Source organism: Streptomyces sp. NPDC048484, from assembly GCF_040651415.1.
GTDB lineage: Bacteria > Actinomycetota > Actinomycetes > Streptomycetales > Streptomycetaceae > Streptomyces.
In genome coordinates this window covers 1-18,421 of record NZ_JBEZJY010000023.1, presented here as the reverse complement: position 1 = coordinate 18,421, position 18,421 = coordinate 1, and the positions used below count along the sequence as shown (strand labels likewise).

General features: G+C 71.0%; 20 protein-coding genes and 2 pseudogenes. 13 read left to right on the top strand and 9 right to left on the bottom strand.

Translation table 11 applies throughout. The features are described from left to right. Positions 1-545: MFS transporter (locus tag AB0D14_RS23370; protein WP_362782308.1), on the bottom strand; the 545-nt coding region annotated here is incomplete at its 3' end. A gap of 5 nt (positions 546-550) precedes the next feature. Further along, the gene (locus tag AB0D14_RS23365; RefSeq protein ID WP_362781991.1) at positions 551-1,129 is read right to left on the bottom strand and encodes a TetR/AcrR family transcriptional regulator; all 579 of its coding nucleotides are present in this window, start codon (positions 1,127-1,129) and stop codon (positions 551-553) included. A 201-nt stretch (positions 1,130-1,330) separates the two neighbouring features. On the opposite strand from AB0D14_RS23365, the gene AB0D14_RS23360 reads away from it, so the two are divergent. Both AB0D14_RS23360 and AB0D14_RS23355 read left to right on the top strand, forming a co-directional pair. Next, positions 1,331-1,711: a hypothetical protein gene (locus tag AB0D14_RS23360; protein WP_362781988.1), complete on the top strand. Its 381-nt coding sequence runs from the start codon at positions 1,331-1,333 to the stop codon at positions 1,709-1,711. An 88-nt stretch (positions 1,712-1,799) separates the two neighbouring features. Further along, a complete protein-coding gene (locus tag AB0D14_RS23355) occupies positions 1,800-2,456 on the top strand; it encodes a DUF3105 domain-containing protein (RefSeq protein WP_362781986.1) in 657 nt (218 codons plus the stop codon). 71 nt (positions 2,457-2,527) lie between these two features. Here AB0D14_RS23355 and AB0D14_RS23350 read toward each other — a convergent pair whose 3' ends face one another. After that, positions 2,528-3,814 carry a helix-turn-helix domain-containing protein gene (locus tag AB0D14_RS23350; RefSeq protein ID WP_362781983.1) on the bottom strand — a complete coding sequence of 429 codons (1,287 nt, stop codon included), beginning with the start codon at positions 3,812-3,814 and terminating at the stop codon, positions 2,528-2,530. Between the two features lie 263 nt (positions 3,815-4,077). On the opposite strand from AB0D14_RS23350, the gene AB0D14_RS23345 reads away from it, so the two are divergent. The 5 genes from AB0D14_RS23345 to AB0D14_RS23325 all read left to right on the top strand — a co-directional run bounded on the left by AB0D14_RS23345 (position 4,078) and on the right by AB0D14_RS23325 (position 10,431). Next, the gene (locus AB0D14_RS23345; RefSeq protein ID WP_362781980.1) at positions 4,078-5,232 is read left to right on the top strand and encodes a helix-turn-helix domain-containing protein; all 1,155 of its coding nucleotides are present in this window, start codon (positions 4,078-4,080) and stop codon (positions 5,230-5,232) included. 71 nt (positions 5,233-5,303) lie between these two features. Next, positions 5,304-6,185, top strand: a complete 882-nt coding sequence (locus tag AB0D14_RS23340; RefSeq protein WP_362781977.1) for a dienelactone hydrolase family protein — start codon at positions 5,304-5,306, stop codon at positions 6,183-6,185. Between the two features lie 464 nt (positions 6,186-6,649). Beyond that, positions 6,650-7,987, top strand: coding sequence for an MFS transporter (locus AB0D14_RS23335; protein WP_362781974.1), 1,338 nt, complete (start codon positions 6,650-6,652; stop codon positions 7,985-7,987). Further along, on the top strand, positions 7,984-9,375 hold the full coding sequence (locus tag AB0D14_RS23330) for a hypothetical protein (RefSeq protein WP_362781971.1): 1,392 nt from the start codon (positions 7,984-7,986) through the stop codon (positions 9,373-9,375). Before AB0D14_RS23335 ends, AB0D14_RS23330 begins: the two co-directional genes overlap by 4 nt. Positions 9,376-9,483: 108 nt before the next feature. Beyond that, positions 9,484-10,431, top strand: coding sequence for a hypothetical protein (locus AB0D14_RS23325; RefSeq protein ID WP_362781968.1), 948 nt, complete (start codon positions 9,484-9,486; stop codon positions 10,429-10,431). Between the two features lie 73 nt (positions 10,432-10,504). On the opposite strand, the gene AB0D14_RS23320 is transcribed toward AB0D14_RS23325, so the two are convergent. Both AB0D14_RS23320 and AB0D14_RS23315 read right to left on the bottom strand, forming a co-directional pair. Further along, complete coding sequence (locus tag AB0D14_RS23320; RefSeq protein WP_362781967.1) at positions 10,505-10,696, bottom strand: antitoxin; 192 nt, start codon at positions 10,694-10,696, stop codon at positions 10,505-10,507. 146 nt (positions 10,697-10,842) lie between these two features. Next, a complete protein-coding gene (locus AB0D14_RS23315) occupies positions 10,843-11,562 on the bottom strand; it encodes a ribonuclease H (RefSeq protein WP_362781965.1) in 720 nt (239 codons plus the stop codon). Positions 11,563-11,753: 191 nt separating this feature from the next. On the opposite strand from AB0D14_RS23315, the gene AB0D14_RS23310 reads away from it, so the two are divergent. From AB0D14_RS23310 to AB0D14_RS23290, 5 genes are all read left to right on the top strand, one after another. Beyond that, positions 11,754-12,677: a MurR/RpiR family transcriptional regulator gene (locus AB0D14_RS23310; protein ID WP_362781963.1), complete on the top strand. Its 924-nt coding sequence runs from the start codon at positions 11,754-11,756 to the stop codon at positions 12,675-12,677. 265 nt (positions 12,678-12,942) lie between these two features. After that, positions 12,943-13,326: a hypothetical protein gene (locus AB0D14_RS23305; RefSeq protein WP_362782305.1), complete on the top strand. Its 384-nt coding sequence runs from the start codon at positions 12,943-12,945 to the stop codon at positions 13,324-13,326. Positions 13,327-13,479: 153 nt separating this feature from the next. Further along, entirely contained in the window at positions 13,480-14,202 is a 723-nt protein-coding gene (locus AB0D14_RS23300) for a TetR family transcriptional regulator (RefSeq protein WP_362782303.1), read from the top strand. 125 nt (positions 14,203-14,327) lie between these two features. After that, positions 14,328-14,756: a zinc ribbon domain-containing protein gene (locus tag AB0D14_RS23295; protein ID WP_362781961.1), complete on the top strand. Its 429-nt coding sequence runs from the start codon at positions 14,328-14,330 to the stop codon at positions 14,754-14,756. A gap of 85 nt (positions 14,757-14,841) precedes the next feature. After that, positions 14,842-15,351 (top strand): DUF664 domain-containing protein, encoded by a 510-nt coding sequence (locus AB0D14_RS23290; RefSeq protein ID WP_362781959.1) that lies wholly within the window; start codon positions 14,842-14,844, stop codon positions 15,349-15,351. A 57-nt stretch (positions 15,352-15,408) separates the two neighbouring features. On the opposite strand, the gene AB0D14_RS23285 is transcribed toward AB0D14_RS23290, so the two are convergent. The 4 genes and pseudogenes from AB0D14_RS23285 to AB0D14_RS23270 form a co-directional block, all read right to left on the bottom strand. Beyond that, positions 15,409-15,696, bottom strand: coding sequence for a hypothetical protein (locus AB0D14_RS23285; protein WP_362781956.1), 288 nt, complete (start codon positions 15,694-15,696; stop codon positions 15,409-15,411). 151 nt (positions 15,697-15,847) lie between these two features. Beyond that, on the bottom strand, positions 15,848-16,114 hold the full coding sequence (locus tag AB0D14_RS23280) for a hypothetical protein (RefSeq protein ID WP_362781953.1): 267 nt from the start codon (positions 16,112-16,114) through the stop codon (positions 15,848-15,850). Between the two features lie 263 nt (positions 16,115-16,377). Next, positions 16,378-17,403: a CU044_5270 family protein gene (locus tag AB0D14_RS23275; RefSeq protein ID WP_362781952.1), complete on the bottom strand. Its 1,026-nt coding sequence runs from the start codon at positions 17,401-17,403 to the stop codon at positions 16,378-16,380. Positions 17,404-17,602: 199 nt separating this feature from the next. Continuing rightward, positions 17,603-18,100, bottom strand: a pseudogene (locus tag AB0D14_RS23270) (sigma-70 family RNA polymerase sigma factor); the annotation flags it as partial. A gap of 105 nt (positions 18,101-18,205) precedes the next feature. Here AB0D14_RS23270 and AB0D14_RS23265 point away from each other — a divergent pair. Beyond that, positions 18,206-18,421, top strand: a pseudogene (locus AB0D14_RS23265) (cytochrome ubiquinol oxidase subunit I); the annotation flags it as partial.

Below are 18,421 nucleotides of genomic sequence, written 5' to 3'. Positions count from 1 at the left end.
CCGCGCAGGACGAAAACGAGTGCGCCCGCCACGAGCGCCGGAGCCACGCCGAGGAAGAAGGCCGACCGCCAGCCGAAGTGAGCGACCGACGCCCCGCCGATCAGCGGGCCGAGCGCGGCGCCCGCGCCGATGGCACTGGTGCGCAGGGCGATCGGCATGCCGAGCCGGTCGGGCGGATACGCGGCACGCAGCATTCCCAGGGTGGCCGGTTGCAGCAGAGCGCCGAAGACGCCCTGTACGACACGCAGGGCGATGACCCACTCCACCCCCGGGGCCAGGCCGATGGCCGCCGAGGTGACGGCGAAGCCGAGCACTCCCAGGGCGAAGAGCCGCCGGTGTCCGTACCGGTCACCGAGACGGCCTGCGAAGACGAGCAGACTCGCGACGGCGATGAGATAGCCGGTACTGGTCCACTGGACCTGGACGAGCGAGGCGTCGAGGTCGCTCCGCAAGGTGGGTTGCGCGACGGTCAGCAGAGTGCCGTCCACGGCGACGAGCACCGCGCCGGTGATGCTTGCGGCCAGCGTGACGCGCTGTTGGCGCATCGCGTTCACCGGCGCTCCGGCCCGAGATGGGCGTCCAGGGCAGCCCGTACGAAGGGTTCGACGCCGTCCGCCCCCGTCGCGAGCCGGAGACTGCCCCAGCCCCACAGCTGCGCGATGCCGTGCAGGTTCGCCCAGAGGGCCCCCGCGACCTCCGGGGCGCGCACGTCGGGGCGCGCGCGACTCACCAGGTCCACCAGCGTTCCGAAGAGCGGCAGGCTCGTCTCGCGCAGTCCCAGACGGTTGCTCTCCAGCAGGTCGTGGCGGAACATCAGCTCGTACATTCCGCGGTGGGACAGTGCGTAGTCGACGTAGATCCGTGCCAGCGCCGCGAGTTGGGCCCGCGGCCCCTCCTGGCCTTCGCGCAGTTCCTCGGCGGCTTCGGCCCCCAGTTCGGCGAAGCCCTCTCGTGCGATCGCGGACAGGAGCTCCAGGTGCGTCGGGAAGTAGCGGCGTGGCGCGCCGTGCGAGACGCCGGCCCTGCGGGCGATCTCCCGTAGGGACAGGGCCTGCACGCCCTCCTGCGTCACCAGATCCACGCCGACGGCCACCAGACGGGCACGCAGTCCTACTTCCTGTTCACTCATGGACACCACTCACAGAGATCGCTCACAGACACCCGGATGGACATCCGGATAGACACCCGAATGGGCAACTGAACAGACAGCCGAATAGACACTGTCTACCAGTCGTGAGTAGACAGTGTCTACCCGCAACGGATGCTGCGTGCCCCGTCGTTCCGCGGGGTCCCGGAGTCGCTGTCACAGGCACCGCATACCATCACCGTGATGAGCAGCCGAACGGCACAGCGAGCGCGCCGCGTCATGCGGGACGCGGCGCCGCGCCCTGCCCTGGCGGTGCTGCTCGCGGTGCTGGTGGCGTGTCTGGGGTATGTGCCGCCGCACGGCCGGGCGGCTCCGCCCTCCGTGCCGGTGCTCGCCGTCTCCGTCACCCATGAACGGCTGGGCTCCCCCGCCGAGCACGACCAGTGCTGCGGCCTGCCCACCCGCGAGGCGCGAGCCGTGCTGCCCGTGGGGGCCCATCCACTCCCCGCGCCGGTGCCTCGGATGCCAGTCGTGGCACACCCGGCCACGGCGTCGCGCGCCCCCGTGCTGCCGCCCGCGCGCGGCGCTCCCGACCTCCATGTCCTCCAGGTGCAGCGGATCTAGGCCGACGTCCGTACGACGACGTCCGTAACACCCCGCACCCACCGCCGCCCGAACGATCCGGCGCGGCGGGGACAAGGAACGCACTCCCATGAGCAGTACCAGCAAGAAGGCTGCCTCCACGGCCCGCAAGGCGCGCATCGAGGAGATGCGCCGCGCCGAGAAGGCCCGCGAGCGCAGAAACCGCATCCTGACCATCACGCTGAGCACGGTCATCGTCACCGGACTCGTCGGCTTCGGCGCGTACTACATCAACGACGCGAACAAGAAGGACGAGCAGCAGCAGGCCGCCGCGAAGAAGCCGGTCAAGGGCGAGAAGTCCTGGAACGCGAAGAAGCTGACCCAGAACCACGTGACGAAGTCCGTGTCGTACCCGATGAATCCACCGGTCGGCGGGGACCACAACCAGGCGTGGATGACGTGTGACGGCGTGGTCTACACGAAGGCGATACCGAACGAGAACGCGGTGCACTCGCTGGAGCACGGCGCGGTCTGGATCACGTACAACGACAAGGCCGCGGACGCCGATGTGAAGAGCCTCGCCGACAAGGTCGGCAAGACGCCGTACACACTGATGAGCCCGGTGAAGGACCAGGCCGGGGCCCTCATGCTGTCGGCCTGGGGCAAGCAGCTGACCGTGGAGAAGGCGTCCGACCCGCGGGTCCAGCAGTTCCTCTCGAAGTACGTGCAGGGCGCGCAGACCCCTGAGCCGGGGGCCGCCTGCACCAACGGCATCGACGCGGCCTGACGCGGTGGCGCCGGGCCCCGCCGGGAACCCGGCGCCACCGCCGATCGCGGGTGCCGTCGACGGCCGTGCGCCTACGCCCGCCTCGGCCGGGCGGGCGACCTCGCGCTGGTCGTGCCGGACGTGCCGGTGGCCGTGCTCAGCCGGGGCCGCCGGCCGGCCGTGGGCGCGTCCGTCGCGGCCGCGGACAGCAGCCAGGTCAGTACGAGCATGGTCTCCAGGTGGCGTTCGGGGTCCGGGCAGGTGCCGTCGGTGAGCTGGGTGATCTGGCGCAGGCGGTAGCGGACCGTCTGCTCGTGGACGTGCAGACGGTCCGCGGTGAGGACCGCGTTGTCGCCGCAGCGCAGGTAGACCAGCAGCGTTTCGAGGAGCGGTTCCCGGCGGCGGGACGGAAGTTGGAGGAGCGGCCCGAGGAGATCCGCCGCGGCGGCCTCCAGGAGGTCCCCCGACCGGAACGCGGTCAGAGCGGCCACATGGTCGACGCACCGCAGCGGGGCGGCGGCGGGCAGCAGGCCCCGCTCGACCAGCGCCAGCCCGCGCCGCGCCCACCGCAGCGACACCGCGCCCCGGTCGGGGGGCACGACGGGCCCCAGGACGGCGCCGATGGTCCTGGGCAGCCACCGCGGACCGGGCGTACGGGGGTTGGGCAGGATGAGGTAGGGCGCGGCCGGGCTCCGGTCGGCGAGCACCTCGGGTGGCAGCACATGGGTCTGCGGATGGTCGCCCGGCGGCAGGGCGAGGACGGCGAGCGTGCCGGGCAGCCGCCAGTCGGCCGCCGCGGCCAGCTCGGTGAGCGGCCGGACCCTGTCGTCGGGGTCTGCGACCAGGGCGTCCCGCAGCCGGTCCCGCTGTACGTCGAGCGGCGCACGGTGGCGCTCCTCGGCGTAGCCGCGCGAGGCGGCCGCGATGGCCGTGCTGATCAGGCTGAAGGTGTCCTCGGTGAGCATCGCCAGCAGGGGCGCCGGCCACTGCAGCCGGTACGCGTCCGTGATGAGCCGCCGGCACGCCACCCGCCCCGCCAGGTCGAGGGCGTCGCGCAGCACGTCGATCGGGCAGCCCAGCCGGCCGTGCCGGGCGCCGATGCGCTCGTACAGGGCGATGACCTCGGCCGTGGCGGCCGGGCCGGGTCCGGTGGCGTCATGGACCGAGACGAAACAGCTGACCGTACGGTCGATGATCTGGCGCACCGAGTAGCCGTGCGTGCCCTCGACGGCGTGCGTGTAGTGCGGCAGACCGGTGCGGACGGCATCCTCCATCTCGTCGATGGCGGCCGGCAGGTGCCGCAGCAGCGTCCGGCGCATCTCGCGCGGAAGCGTCGCGGCGTCCTGTGAGCCCATGGCCTGTGCGTGCGTGGGGGTCAAGGCACCTCCCGTGGGTTCCCGTGGGGCTGCGCAAGCCTCCGGGACCCGTGTGACGTACGCCAGATTCCACGCGCGGACCGACGACGAAAGTGTCACCCGGCTTACACTCCGGTCCACGACGACTCACCGTCCCGTGCTAGCGGTTTCTGATGGATCTCCAGCAGAAACCCCCCAGACAGGCCCTAGGTGTACTGATCACGAGCGCTGTCGTCGTTGGCCCCTCTGGCCGAGTGCAACTAACTTGCTTAACAGGGGAGTTGGACGTGTCAGTTGTCGATCAGCGCTTATCCAGGCGTCCTTGGCACGAGCTGCCTCCGGGGCTCGCCCCGCTGCTGAGGGCCCGGCTCCCGGAGCTCACCACGGAGATGGTCCAGGCCATCCGCAGAGAGGTGCGCGGCTACCGGCACCCCCTCGGCTCCGCCGTCGCGCAGGACCTCGCCGAGGCCGTGCGGCTGGCGGCCACCCAGTTCACCGAGCTGGTCGAGGAGCCGGACGGGCCGCAGCAGCACTACGTGCCGCGTTTCAGGCGGCTGGGCAGACTGGAGTACCTGAACGGGCGGGGCATGGACGGACTGCAGGCCGCCTACCGGATCGGCGCCCGGGTGGCATGCCGCCGCTATGTGGATGTGGCACGGAACGCCGCGTTCTCCGGCGAGATAGCCGTCCCGCTCAGCGAGGCCGTGCTCACCCACATCCACGCGCTGGCCGAGGAGTCGGTAACGGGCTTCGAGGAGGCACGGGCCGGAGCGGCCGACGAGATGCCGCGCACCCGGCGGCTGCTCGCGGCACGGCTGCTGGAACGCCACCGTGATCCACTCGCGGAGCCCCTGCCCGACCTCGCCCGCAGGGCCGCCTGGCCACTGCCGGAACGCGTCCGGTGCGCGGTCCTGGACTCCTGTGCCGACATCACCATGGTCGACGAGGAAGTGCTGCGCGTGAGCCGCGGCGGTGAGCTGCACCTGGTGGCGCCCGACGACGGGCTGCTGAGTCCCCTTCAGGGGTCGGACGCGGCGGTGGGCCCGAGTGTCGCGCTGGACGAGGCGTGGGTGTCGCTGCACTGCGCCCGGCTGGGGCGGCGCCTGGGACGGCTCAGGGCCGAGAACCACCTCGCGGAACTGCACCTCCTGCACGGTTCGCCCATCGGAGCTCTCCTCTCCGACCAGATACTCGATCCCCTGCGCGCCCTGCCGCCCGGCAAGGCGGAGCGGCTCACGGACACGCTCGAAGCACTGCTCTCCTCCGGCGGACGCACGGCCCCCGAGGTGGCCGCCGCACTGGGCATCCACCCACAGACCGCCCGCAACCGGCTGCGCCAACTCGCCGCGCTGTACGGCGAGAAGCTGGGTGACCCGGTCTTCCGGTTCGACGCGCAGCTCGCGCTCCGCACCAGGTCGGTGCGCCGATCCTTGCTGCCCTGACAAACTTCCGTTCATAATTCAGCAGTTGAGCCAGAAGCGCTGCTGACTCACGGTCAGCATGCTCTGGCCGCATGAGACATGTGAGCACCCGCACCGCGAAACGCTTCGGCCTCCTCTCCAGCGCCGCCGCCCTGGCGGTGAGCCTGAGCCTCCTCCCCCAGGAGGCTCAGGCCGGGCCCGGGGACTACCAACGGGGCCCCGACCCCACCGAACAGTCCATCACCGCCGAGCGCGGCCCCTTCGCCACGGCCCAGACCACGGTCGATGGCCCGACCTTCAAGCAGGGCACCGCCTACTACCCAACCGACACGAGTCAGGGCACGTTCGGGGCCATCGTCGTCAGCCCCGGTTTCCTGACACCGGAGGCACTGATCAGCTGGTACGGGCCGCGCCTCGCGTCGCAGGGCTTCGTCGTCCTGACGCTGGACACCAACTCGGTCACCGACCAGCCCGACGACCGGGCCACCCAGATGGTCAACGCGCTCGACTACCTCGTCCAGTCCAGCTCCGTGAAGAACCGCATCGACCCGAACCGCCTGGCGGTGATGGGCCATTCGATGGGCGGCGGCGGCACACTGAAGGCGTCCGAGCTGCGTTCCTCGCTCAAGGCCGCGGTGCCGCTCATGCCGTGGAGCAACGACAAGACCTGGCAGACCGACCGGGTACCCACGATGATCATCGGCGCGGAGAACGACGTCATCGCCTCGCCCGCCTCGCACGCCGAGGTGTTCTACAACAGCCTCACCGCCGCACCGGAGAAGGCCTACCTGGAGCTCCGGGGCGCCGACCACAACGTGGCGCTCGGCTCCAACGTGACGATCGCGAAGTACAGCATCGCCTGGATGAAGCGCTTCGTCGACCAGGACGTGCGGTACGACAAGTTCCTGTGCCCGGCACCCGCCACGAACACGCAGATCAGCGAGTACCGGAACACCTGCCCCACCGGTTCCTGAGCACTCAGCGGCGGCGCACTGTTCAACGCCCGCCTCCCTGACAGGCCCCCCGGCCGTCCGTGACAGTTGACGCGGGCGGCCGGAGCCATGGGGGTGGGCGCCCGGGGAGACGCACGTCTCCAGGGACCGGCCGTCGACTCGGCCCGCGCGCGCCGGGCGGCCAACCGGGCCGGTCCGACCGTCCGGGCTCGCGTGTCCTCTTCCCGCGGGATCACGGATACGGCCTTTTCCGCGCACCTTCTCCCAGCGCCTTCTCCCAGGACCTCCCCTGGGTCTCCCTGAGTTTCCGTGGACCTCCGCGGGCCCTTCTGGGCATCTCCGGACACCCCCGGACACCCCCGGGCACCTTCACGATCCCATGTTGCGCAGAATATTGACGACCGGCGGAATCATGCCTAACTTCACTGTGCCCGCCAGAGTGCGCACCGGGCCTTCGGCCCGTCTCCGTCGCAGGGAGTCCGTTCATGCATGTGCCGTCGCCCCAACCCCCCGACCACCAGACCCAGTTGCGCCGTGTCGCGCTCTCCGGAATGCTCGGCACAGCCGTGGAGTTCTACGACTTCCTCGTCTACGGCACGCTCGCCGCCCTCGTCTTCGGTGAGTTGTTCTTCCCACAGGCGGACCCTGCCGTCGGCACCATCGCCGCGTTCGGCACCTTCGCCGCCGGTTACGCGGCCCGGCCGCTGGGCGGCGTGATCTTCGGGCACTTCGGCGACCGGCTCGGCCGCAAGTCGATGATGCTGCTGACGATGGTGCTCATGGGGGTCGGCAGCTTCCTCATCGGCCTGCTGCCCACCTACGACACCATCGGTGTCTGGGCCCCGATCCTGCTCGTCACCCTCCGCGTCGTACAGGGCATCGCCATCGGCGGCGAGTGGGGCGGCTCCACGCTCATGGTCGTCGAGCACGCGGGCGACCGGCGCCGCGGCCTGTGGTCCAGCGCCACCCAACTCGGCGCCCCGCTCGGTTCGGTGCTCTCCGCCGGTGTCGTCACGCTCGTCTCCACGCTCCCCGACGACCAGTTCCGCTCCTGGGGCTGGCGCATCCCGTTCCTGCTCAGCCTGGCCCTTCTGGCCCTGGGCCTGTTCGTCCGGCTGAAGATCACCGAGAGCCCGCTGTTCACCGCGGTGAAGGAGGACCGCCACGAGGCACGGATGCCACTGGCCGAGGTGCTGCGCCGCCCGAAACCGCTCCTGCTCGCCTGCTGCGTGGGCATCGGCGCCTTCGCCGCACAGTCCCTGCTGACCAGCTTCATGATCACGTACGCGGTCGACAACGGTTACACCCGCTCACAGGTCCTCACCGCCGTGACCGTGGCCTCCTGTGTCGCGCTCGTCGTGCTGCCGGTGGCCGCCGGGCTCACCGACCGGGTCGGCCGCCGGCCGGTCGTCCTCGCCGGCGCCCTGCTCTCCGCCGCGCTCGCCTTCCCCGTCATGGCACTCGTCGACTCCGGCAGTCCCGCCCTGCTCATCCTCGCTCTGGCCCTCGGCCACGGGGTGGCCCAGTCGACCATGTACGGGCCGCTGGGCGCCCTGCTCACGGAGATGTTCGGTACCCGCGTCCGCTACACCGGCGCCTCCCTCGGCTATCAGATGGCCACCCTGATCGGCGCCGGTTTCTCACCGCTCATCGCCGGGAGCCTGGTGGCCGCCAACAACGGCAGCGGCACTCCCGTCGCGGTCCTGCTGTGCGCGGGCGGCGCGATCACCGCGCTGGCCGTCTGGCGGATCCGGGAGACGAACCACGACCCGCTGGCCGAGCGCCGGCTCGTGCCCCCCACCCCTGAAGGGATCCCTTCATGAAACGCCGTCTCCTCCTTCCGGTCGCCGTCCTGTTGCTGGCGACCGCCGCCCCGGCCCGCTCCGCCACCGTGGACGACGTCCGCGCGCAGGACGTCCATCTGGAGGGCACCCTGTCCTCCGGCGCGACGTACGTCATGGACGTCCCCGCCGGCTGGAACGGCACCGTGCTCCTGTTCAGTCACGGCTTCCGGCCCAAGGGCTCACCCAACCCGGCCCAGAACGTCACGGACGCCGCCACCCGCGACCTCCTCCTCAAGGACGGCTACGCGCTCATCGGCTCGTCGTACGCCACCACCGGATGGGCGGTGGAACACGCGGTGCCGGACCAGCTGGCGACGCTCGACACCTTCACCGACCGGTTCGGGGCGGCCCGGCGGACCCTCGCCTGGGGCCAGTCGTACGGCGGGTTCGTCACCACGAGGATCGCCGAGCACCACGCGGACCGGGTCGACGGCACCCTGTCCGTCTGCGGTCTCGTCCACGGCGGTGTCGCCAACTGGAACAACACCCTCGACCCGGTCTTCGCCCTCAAGGCCCTCCTCGCGCCCGACGCCTCGATACCCCTGGCCGACTTCCCCGACCAGGCGACCGCCACGGCCGCCGCCGGCGCGTTGAGCGGTGTCGTCACCGAGGCGCAGAACTCCGCTGACGGCCGCGCCCGTATCGCCCTCGCGGCGGCCCTGCACAACATCCCCGGCTGGAACGACCCCTCCCAGCCCCGCCCGGCTCCCGACGACTGGACCGCCCAGCAGGCCAACCAGTACACCGCCGTCCGCGGTCTCCTCGCGACGGCCGCGTTCAGCTGGCGCCAGGACACGGAGACGCTGGCGGGCGGCAACTCGTCCTGGAACACCGGGGTCGACTACGCGAAACTGCTGCGCGGGTCCTCCGCGTACGACGAGGTCAAGGGGCTCTACAAGGCAGCGGGGCGGTCCCTCAAGGACGACCTCAGGACGCTCAACAAGGCTCCGCGCATCAAGGCCGACCAGCCGGCGGTCGACTGGATGAGCCGGACCAGCGCCTTCACGGGCGACCTGACGAAGCCTCAGCTCACCATCCACACCACCGGCGACGCCCTCGTCCCCGTACAGACGGAGAGCGCCTATCTGCGGGCCGCCACCGCGGGCGGCTCCCGGAACCTGCTCCGTCAGGCGTACGTCGACAACGCCGGCCACTGCACCTTCAGCCCCGCCGAGCAGCTCGCCGCGCTGGACACGCTGGAGCACCGGGTCGACTCGGGCCGCTGGGGCGACACCGGAGCGGACACCCTCAACTCACGGGCGGCGCAGGCCGATCCGGCCACCCCTGCCCGGTACACCGCCTACCGGCCCGCCGCGTACCCGCGCCCGTACGACCTGGCCCATCCGGGCGACGCGTACCGGCCCTGACCGACCCGCCCGGCGTGGGAGCGAGCGAGTCCCCGGGCGTTCCCGCATCCTCTCCTCGACATACGCGACCGGCGCCCCGCCGTTCGCCGCCGCGACGAGGAGGAACCCGTGCCAGTACGCCCCGCGCCCCGTAGGACACCCCTGTTGCTGACCGCGGCGGCCGTGCTGGCCGCCGCGGGCTGGACCGGGGTGGGAGCGGTGGGACAACCGGCGGGGGCGGCACTTCGGTACCGAGCACCGGAGCCGTCGCCCGTGTCGATCGGGGCGCCCGCGCCGACCCCGTCGACCGTCTGCGCCCCCGCGGGCACCCTGAAGGGACCGGGCGGACAGCGGGCCTCCGTCGGTCTGTGCGCGAGCGGCGGAGGCGCGGGAACGTCGCTGTCGGCCCCGGCCACCTGCCGGCGCACCGGTACCTCCGTCCGGTATGCCTGTCTGACCTCGGGCACCTGGACCCTGCGGCGCAAGGGCCGGACCGTCGCCACGGGCCCGCTACCCGGGGGCAGGGAGACCCCAGGTCCTGGCACGTACGACGTCAGCGGCACGGTGCACGTCCGCTCGTCGCCCACCGGCGTCGATCTGCGGGGGACGGTCCGCGCCACCCTGACCCTCACCGACCCGAAGCCCGTGCCCACGCACCGGATCGAGGTCGCCCGGCGCACCCTGCGACCGCATTCGTCGGCCAAGCTGACGTACACCGTCTCGCGCGTCAGCGAAGCGGGCGACGGAAGCGCCCGCTTCGGGCTCATCGGGGAAGCGGCCTCGGGAGTGGAGCTGACCACGTCCGACTCCCGCTGCGTCAATCCGCTCACCGGCCGCCATCCGTCGACGGCCCGCACCATGTACGCCCTGGACTGCGCCCTCACCGACCTTCAGCCGGGCCACCCCTCGACGGTGGTCGTCCACGCCAGGGTCGGGGACGCCTGCACGAGCGTGGTCTCGAAACTGGGTTACTGGATGCCCCGGGGCCAGAGCCTCTACACCGGCGGCATGCTGGCCGGCCCCACGGTCACCTGCCACTCCCCGGACTCCCGGGACTCCCACGGCCACGGGCGCTGAGCCTTCGGGGCGGAACGGGCGGCGGGCCGGCCCCCACAAGGGGCCGGCCCGCCGCCGGTGCGCGTCTGCGGTGTCAGGACTGCGGCGGCCGGTCGTCCTTACCGGTACCGAACTGGTCCCTGAGCTTGTCCTGGCCGGTGTCGACCTGCCCGCTGTACTTTCCCTGAGTCCTGTCGTCGATGAGGTCGCCGGCCTTGTCGACACCCTTGTTCGTCTGGTCCGGGTGGCCCTTCAGCATGTCCTTGATCTTGTCCATAACGGACATGAGTCATCCTCCTGCTCAGTTCGCCCCTACGCATCCAGGGTCACCGCAGGTGGCGGGTTTCGCATCCGGGAGGGACACAGGCCGGTCCCCGAGCGGGTTCCGGACCTCCGCCGCTTCCGGACCCCGCTGCTTCCAGGCCTCTGCCCTCAAGCCTCCGTACGGCACTCCGGGTGGCCCCAGCCGTCGGCGTTCTTCGCGATGGTCTCGCCGGCCGCGTAGGAGCGGCCGCAGCGGCACCGGCCGGGGAACTTGGCCTTGAGTGTGCGTGTGGAGGCAGAGGAGGACCGCGCGGACGACGCGGACGCCGCCGAGGTGGAGGAGGCGGACGGGCGCTTCTTCGAGGGAGCCGCCTTCTTGGCCGCCGGGGATTTCGGCGGTTCCGGGGAGCCCTGCTCGCTGCCCGCCGGCTTCTGGACGATGGCGGCCTGGCTCGCCGCCCGGTCAGCGAAGTCGTTCAGGGGGTCGCCGTCGACCTGGTGCGCGGGCACGTAGCGGAACTCCACCGAGCGGCCGTCGAGCAGCTCGTCGATCCGTACGACAAGCTCCTGGTTGGCCACGGGCTTACCCGCCGTCGTCTTCCAGCCCTTGCGCTTCCAGCCCGGAAGCCAGGTGGTGACCGCCTTCATCGCGTACTGGGAGTCCATCCGGATCTCCAGCGGCACACCGGGGTCGACGGCCGTCAACAGCCGCTCCAGCGCCGTCAGTTCGGCGACGTTGTTGGTCGCGGTGCCGAGCGGTCCCGCCTCCCACTCGGTGGGCGTTCCCGTTCCGTCCCCGACGACCCAGGCCCAGCCGGCAGGGCCCGGGTTTCCTTTCGACGCCCCGTCACACGCGGCGATTACGCGTTCAGCCATGCGCACGATCATGCCAGGGTTCGGGGCTCCTCCGGGAAGGGGGGCACTCCCCGCGGCATCGAAACACACTCCGTACGTCGTCCGCGGGGCGACCCTGTGACGGGGCGACCCCGTGACCACGAGCGACCGTCCGCCGGAGGCCGCCGGACCCCCCTTCCTGTGAGCTATGTTGAACCGCAGTGGGACACGAAGGAGGCGCACCGGTGCCATCGCCGCAGCAGGCCCGCGCGCAGGCGTCCGCGATCAGTTCGGGGAAACCGGTCACGGAGGCGGAGGCCGCCCCCACGACCCGGCTGCGAGCCCTGTTCGACGGCCCCCGGCTCTCTCCGGGGCAGCGGCGTATCGCCCAGTACCTCATCGAGCACATCACCGAGGCGGCCTTCCTGTCGATCACGGATCTCGCGGAGCGCGTCGGCGTGAGCCAGCCCTCGGTGACCCGCTTCGCGACGGCGATGGGCTTCAGCGGCTACCCCGCCCTGCGGGAACGTCTCCAGTCGATCGCGCTCAGCAAACTCGCCGGCTCACCCGACGCCGCCGAGGAGGCCCGGCCCAACGAGCTGCAGGCCGCCGTCGACGCGGAGATCGACAACCTGGAGAACCTGCGCCGCGACTTCGCCGACCCGGAACAGGTCATCGAGACCGGCCGCGCCCTGTCCCGGTCGGCCCCGCTCACCGTCCTGGGGCTGCGGATCTCCGGGTCGCTGGCCGAGTACTTCGCCTACGCCGCCCGGCGCATCCACCCCGACGTCCGGCTGGTGACCCGGGGCGGCAGCGTCGCCTACGACGCCCTGCTCCAGTCGCGCGAGGCCGGCGGTACATGGGTGCTGGCCTTCACGATGCCCCGGCACGCGCACGAGACGCTGACGGCGGTGCGGGTCGCCCGGCGGGCCGGTCTGCGCGTGGCCCTGGTCACCGATCTGGGGCTCGGGCCACTCGCCGACGAGGCCGACGTCGTCTTCGCGACCGGCACCGGCTCGCGGCTCGTCTTCGACTCCTACGCCACGCCCGTCGTACTGTCCGCGGCTCTGCTCCAGGCGATGACCGACGCCGACCCCGAACGTACGCAGGCCCGCCTGGAGGACTACGAGCAGGTCGCGGACGAGCACGCCTTCTTCCTCAAGGACTGACCTGCCCGGCAAGGACTGACCTGCCCGGCGCGTGGTGAATTTTTTCATACCCTTGCGTAACAGGCGGTATATATGAATACTGCTGGCTGATCGGGATCCGGTGGGTCCTGGTCGGCCCGAGGAACGGCGCTCCCTTCTCGCACCGGCCCGGGCGCACCGAACGGGCACCGCTCACACACGCCCGTGGCGGCCTCGGTCAATCCCCTGGGCCGGGGCCGCCAAGAACAACCAGAACCGCCCGCCGGCCACCTCGGAAGCGATGCCCATGTCCCTGACGTACTCGCCCATCAGCACGGACTGGCCCTGTCAGGTCAAGACGCCCGGCAACCGTGACTGGGAACGGTCGGCGGCCAAGTGGCTGCGGGAGCTGGTGCCGACCCGTTACAGCAGCTACCCGCTGCTGATCCGGCAGCCCGTCCTGCTCGCCCGCCACGCGCAGATCCAGCTCCAGCAGGAGACCCGGGTCGTGCGCACCGCGATGCACAGCGCCCGCGCCGAACTGCCCGCCATGGGGATGCCGGAGTCCGTCATCGAGCACACGATCAAGCTCTACGCGGCCGAGCTCACGCAGTTGAACCACATCGCCCGAGGCGTCCGCGTGATCACCCAGGCACTCCTGGAGAGCCACACCGCGCGCCAGGGTCACTAGGCCGGTCCCCCGCCCCTGAAGCATCATGGCACTCAGTTCCCCGGTCGGAGCACACTGAGTGCCATCAGGCTCTCGTACGGTGCTAGGTTCCCCAGCATGAGCGAGGCACCCCGTCCCGACCGAGCGGCCGACGTGACGAGCCCGAAGCCGCCGATGCGCGAGTCCCTCGTGGCGGCGGCGTTCCAGCTGTTCGTGGAGCGGGGCTACGAGCAGACCACCGTCGACGACATCGTGGCTCTGGCCGGCGTCGGACGCCGGTCGTTCTTTCGGTACTTCCCGTCCAAGGACGACGTGGTCTTCCCGGATCACGAAGGCTGCCTGGCCGAGATGACCGCCTTCCTGCGCGACAGCGGCCCCACGCACGAACCGGTGGAGCGGGTCTGCGACGCCGCGCGCCTGGTGCTGCGCATGTACGCCGAGAACCCGGCCTTCTCGGTCCAGCGCTACCGCCTCACCAGGAAGGTCCCGGGGCTGCGGACGTACGAACTCTCGGTGGTCTGGCGGTACGAGCGGGCGCTGGCCGAGTATCTGCGCGGGCGTTTCTCGGGTCGGCGCGACGGAACGCTGCAGGCCGACGTCATCGCCGCGGCCGTGGTCGCCGCACACAACAACGGGCTGCGGTCCTGGCTGCGTTCGGACGGCCGGAGCGACGCGACCGCCGAGGTGGGCCACGCCCTCGCCCACGTCCAGCGGGTCTTCGGACCGAACCACGCACCCGGCGGCCCAGCACAGGAACCGGGACAGGAAACGGCACAGGAAACGGGAACGGAAGACGGCAGGGACGACGATGTGGTGGTCGTCGTGTCCAGGCGCGGTGCCCCGTTGTGGCGGGTCGTCCAGGAGATCGAGACCACGCTCGGCCGCGATCCCGACTGATCGAGGATCCCGACCGATTGAGGGTACTGAGTGCCTTTACTGATGGCACTGCGTGCCATAGCCTGAGGCTGTGCACGGCGCTCCGCGCACTTTCTGATTCCGGCCAGGCGCAGGGAGATGACATCGTGTTCCACCGAGGAAGCGGGACCACGGCGGGCGTACTCGACCCGGAGACGGCGACGACCGCGACGACCGCGGGGCCGGTCGAAGAGGGGCTCTCCTACCAGCGGTGTCGCTGGTGCGGGACCAGCATGTTCCACCGGCTGCTCTGTCCGGTCTGCGCGGGCAGCGATCTGCGTACGGAGCGCAGTGCGGGCCTCGGCGTCATCCGCCACACGAGCGTCGTGCAACGCAACACTCCGAGCGCGCGCAATGTGTCGCTCGTCGAGCTGGCGGAGGGGTTCACCGTCCGGGGCCGGGTCTCGGGGCCACTGATCGCGATCCGCACCGGTGACCGTGTCCAGCTCACCATGGCGATGGATCCGGTACGCCGCGAGCCCGTGTTCAAGCTCTGCGAGGAGCCGTTCTCCGGGCTGTACTCCGGCTGGCACTGACGCGGCCCGCGCCTGAGGCGCTCCGCGGCGCCGCGGGGGACACTGGGCAAGGACAACAGGTGCCCACGGAGACCCGGAGGAGCCCATGCACGCCAAGGACGTTCTGGTCGATGCCTACGGCCGGATCCAGGAGGAGGTGCATGCCGTCGTCGACGGCCTCTCCTCCGACGATCTCAACGCCCGCCCCGACGGCCGGGCCAATTCGATCACCTGGCTGGTCTGGCATCTCACCCGCGTCCAGGACGACCACATCGCCGACGCCTTCGGCCTGAAGCAGGTCTGGCTGTCGGGCGGTTGGGCGGACCGTTTCGCGCTGGCCGTCCCCCTCGACGACACGGGGTACGGCCACACCTCGCAGAAGGTCGCCAAGGTCCGGGTGGACTCGGGCGACCTCCTGACCGGCTACTACGACGCTGTCCACGAGCAGACGCTGCGGGCCCTGCGCGAGCTGCGCGCCGACGATCTGGACCGCGTGGTCGACGAGAACTGGTCCCCGCCCGTCACCCTGAGCGCCCGCCTGGTCAGCGTCCTCTCCGACGATTTGCAGCACGTGGGCCAGGCCGCCTACGCACGGGGGCTTTCGGCCGACGGCTGAGCGGCCGACAACCTGCGCGCGCATCCGGTGCTCGACGGCTCAGTACTCGACGACTCACTACTCGACGGCCGAGAGCAGTCCGGCGACGGGGGCGGCGAGGTCGGTCACCTGGTGCAGCTGGTAGAGGCCGTTGAGCTGGTCGAGATCTTTGATCCCGTCGGAGATCTTCGGCATCTTGTCCCTGTGCTCGGCCGGCAGGTCACTCACGGCGATCGAGTCGAGCTCCGCGACCGGGTCCAGTTTTCCCGTCTCGGGGACCGTGGCAGCGCCGGCGGACGGTACGGCGAAGCTCGCGACACTGACGGCGAGACCAACGGCGGCGACAATACGGCGTGTTGAGATCATGCTTGCAGCAACGGCGACAAGCGGCCCACGGACACGGCCCCGCCCGGTCCCTCACCCGGGAGGCGCAGCAGTCCGGCTGCGCCTGCGGTGGCCACCGTGCCCGTGCCCGAGAAGTCTCCGATGCGCCTGGAGGCCGGTTCCTGTCACCCGCTCAGCCGATGATTCGCACCGAGCGGGGGCCTCCGGTATGGGCCGCCGAGCGGCCGGGATCCAGGGTGAAGAAGAAGGAGGTGCAGTCGGCGCCGGAATAGACGTTCATCGCCTTGTTCGTCTGATTGGTGGTCAGATCTGGCCGGACCAGAAGGTTGATACAGACGTTGTCCGGCGGATTGTCGACCCGGAACTCCTGACCGCTGATCGAGAAGTACCGAAGCGCTCCCGTGGCGGCCTGAGCGTTGGTGGCCAGGCCGGTGGCCACGACGGCTGCCGTGCCAACCGCCAGGCCGAGCCTGCCCAGGCGGGCGAGTGTGAGCATAAGAGGTCCCCGTTCCCTGTGTGTGGGATGTGGATCGCGCTGCCTCAAAGAGTGCCCGTAGGGGCGTGTCAGGGCATGAGTAGCCGTTACTCAATCCGGACGCGGCGCGGCACGGCACTACGCGGCACGACAGTCGGCCGAGATTCGGAGTCTGGGAGTCGACAGTCGACATCCCCCAAGCACTCCGCGACCGGAACATCAGAGGGTCAGCGGATCCACGCGTTGTAGTCCACGACGTCGCCCGCCTCGACGCCCCACTCGGGCTGGTCGACGGTGACGGTGCTCTCCAGGCCGAGGACGGCACCGTTGACCGGGTCCATGACCAGCATCCGGCGGTATCCGGTGCCGTCGTACACGTACGCCTGACCGTGCCTGCCGAGGCGGTCGGTCACCTGGCCGACGGACCGCAGCCCCTTCGCGTCCGCCAGAAGGCGGGCGAGCGCCGCGTTCTCGCGGGCGCCGAGGGTCCAGGTGTTGAGCAACACCCCTGCGGCGTCCAGCAGTTCGTGTGTGGTCAGCGGGGTGTCGATGTTCTGCGCCTCCTGCAGATAGTCGCGCAGCCGCGTGGCGTCGTGCGGAGGCGGGGACTGGGGCGGGGCGTCGCTCCAGCTCGGCGGGAAGGTCTGCTCGCTGAGGACCTGCCCGTCGTCGACGAGCCGCGGACCGCCCTCCTCGTCGGTGAGGACCGGCCGGCCGGGGTGGCGCGGGTCGGTCGCGACGACCAGTTCCGTTTGGCTGTCGTCCGCGTTCCAGCGCACGACGCGCTCCACGGGGAGCGTGATCGGAGGCTTGTCCTCCGACATGCCCATGCTCCACGTCTGCACATGCGTCCCCTTGCGCAGACGGGGCGAACCGTCCTCCGCGTCCCGCTCGGCACGCCCGGCCAGCCGGTCGAGGGGTACGGGGGCGGAGTCGGCCCGGACCACCAGCGGGTGGGGCGCGGCCACGGCGGGGGTGGTGCTCGGCCCCGCGAGGAGGAGAGCGGTGGCGGTCACGGCGACCACCGCGGTCGTCGCGAGGGCCCAGACGAGTCGTGTACGGCGAGGGCGAGGGCCGAGCCTCGTTCGGCCGGGCAGGAAACGGCTCCGCCCCGGTCGGCGCTCGTCGCCCGCGCGTGCCATGAGGTGGTCGAGGCGCCTCTCGGCCTCCTGCCCCAGCGGGCCCTCGCCGAAGCGGGAGTCGTCGGAAGGCACCGGGTTGGCGCGTCGCAGCAGTTCGAGTTCGTCAGCCATGGCCCTGCTCCTTCGGGGTGTCGCGGCGGGGCGTCTCGGTACGGAGCGACGCGGTAGCGAGTGACTCGGTGCGGAGCGACGCGGTGCGGAGAGGCCGGGACCCGGTGCCGGGGGTTTCGGTGCCAGGGGTCTCGGCTGCGGCGGTCTTGGTTCCAAGAGCCTCCGTACCGGGAGCCTCGTTACCCGGGATCACGGTGATCCGCATGCGGTCGATCTCGGCTCTGAGGCGGCGGCGGGCCCGGTGCAGCCGCATCGCCGCGGCCCGGCTGCCGCATCCGAGGGCGCCGGCGACCTCGTCGACACCGAGTTCCTCCCAGGTGTTGAGCCGCAACACCTCCTGGTCCGCCGGGGAGAGTCTGGCCAACGCGTCGTGCACCCAGGCGGCGGGCCGCTCGGAGTCGGGGCTGTCCACTATCTGTCTGCCGTGAGCGGTCTCGTCGTTCCCGAGCCTGTTCACCAGCCGCCGGCGGCGCCCATAGCCGCGTACCGCGTTGGAGAGACAGTTGCGTGCCACGCCGTACAGCCACGGAAGAGGGGACGCGGGCAGCTCGGACCGGCGCCGCCAGGCGACGGTGAAGACGTCCGCCACCACTTCCTCGACTTCGCTCGTCCGGCCGTCCAGTCGCCGCGCAACATAGCGGCTGACCGCCCAGTAGTGCTCGCGATAGGCAGCGGCGAAGATCTCGTCGTTGCTCATGTTCCGTAGGTGTCCGGCAGGTCCTCGATCGTCACACCGGTTTCGGTGATCTTTGTCGCTCCACCCAAGTGTGACGCAGGCGCGGCCTGCGGACACAGGCGGGGCATGGAGAGCAACACTGTCACCCCGGCGCTCGCGCCCTCGCGTGCGGGCCGCCGTCCCGGCTACGCCGCCGTCCGCTGGCTGACCACCACGGACCACAAGACGATCGGCACGATGTACCTGATCACGTCGTTCGCGTTCTTCTGCATCGGCGGCGTCATGGCGCTGTTCATGCGCGCCGAGCTGGCCCGTCCCGGCACGCAGATCATGTCGAACGAG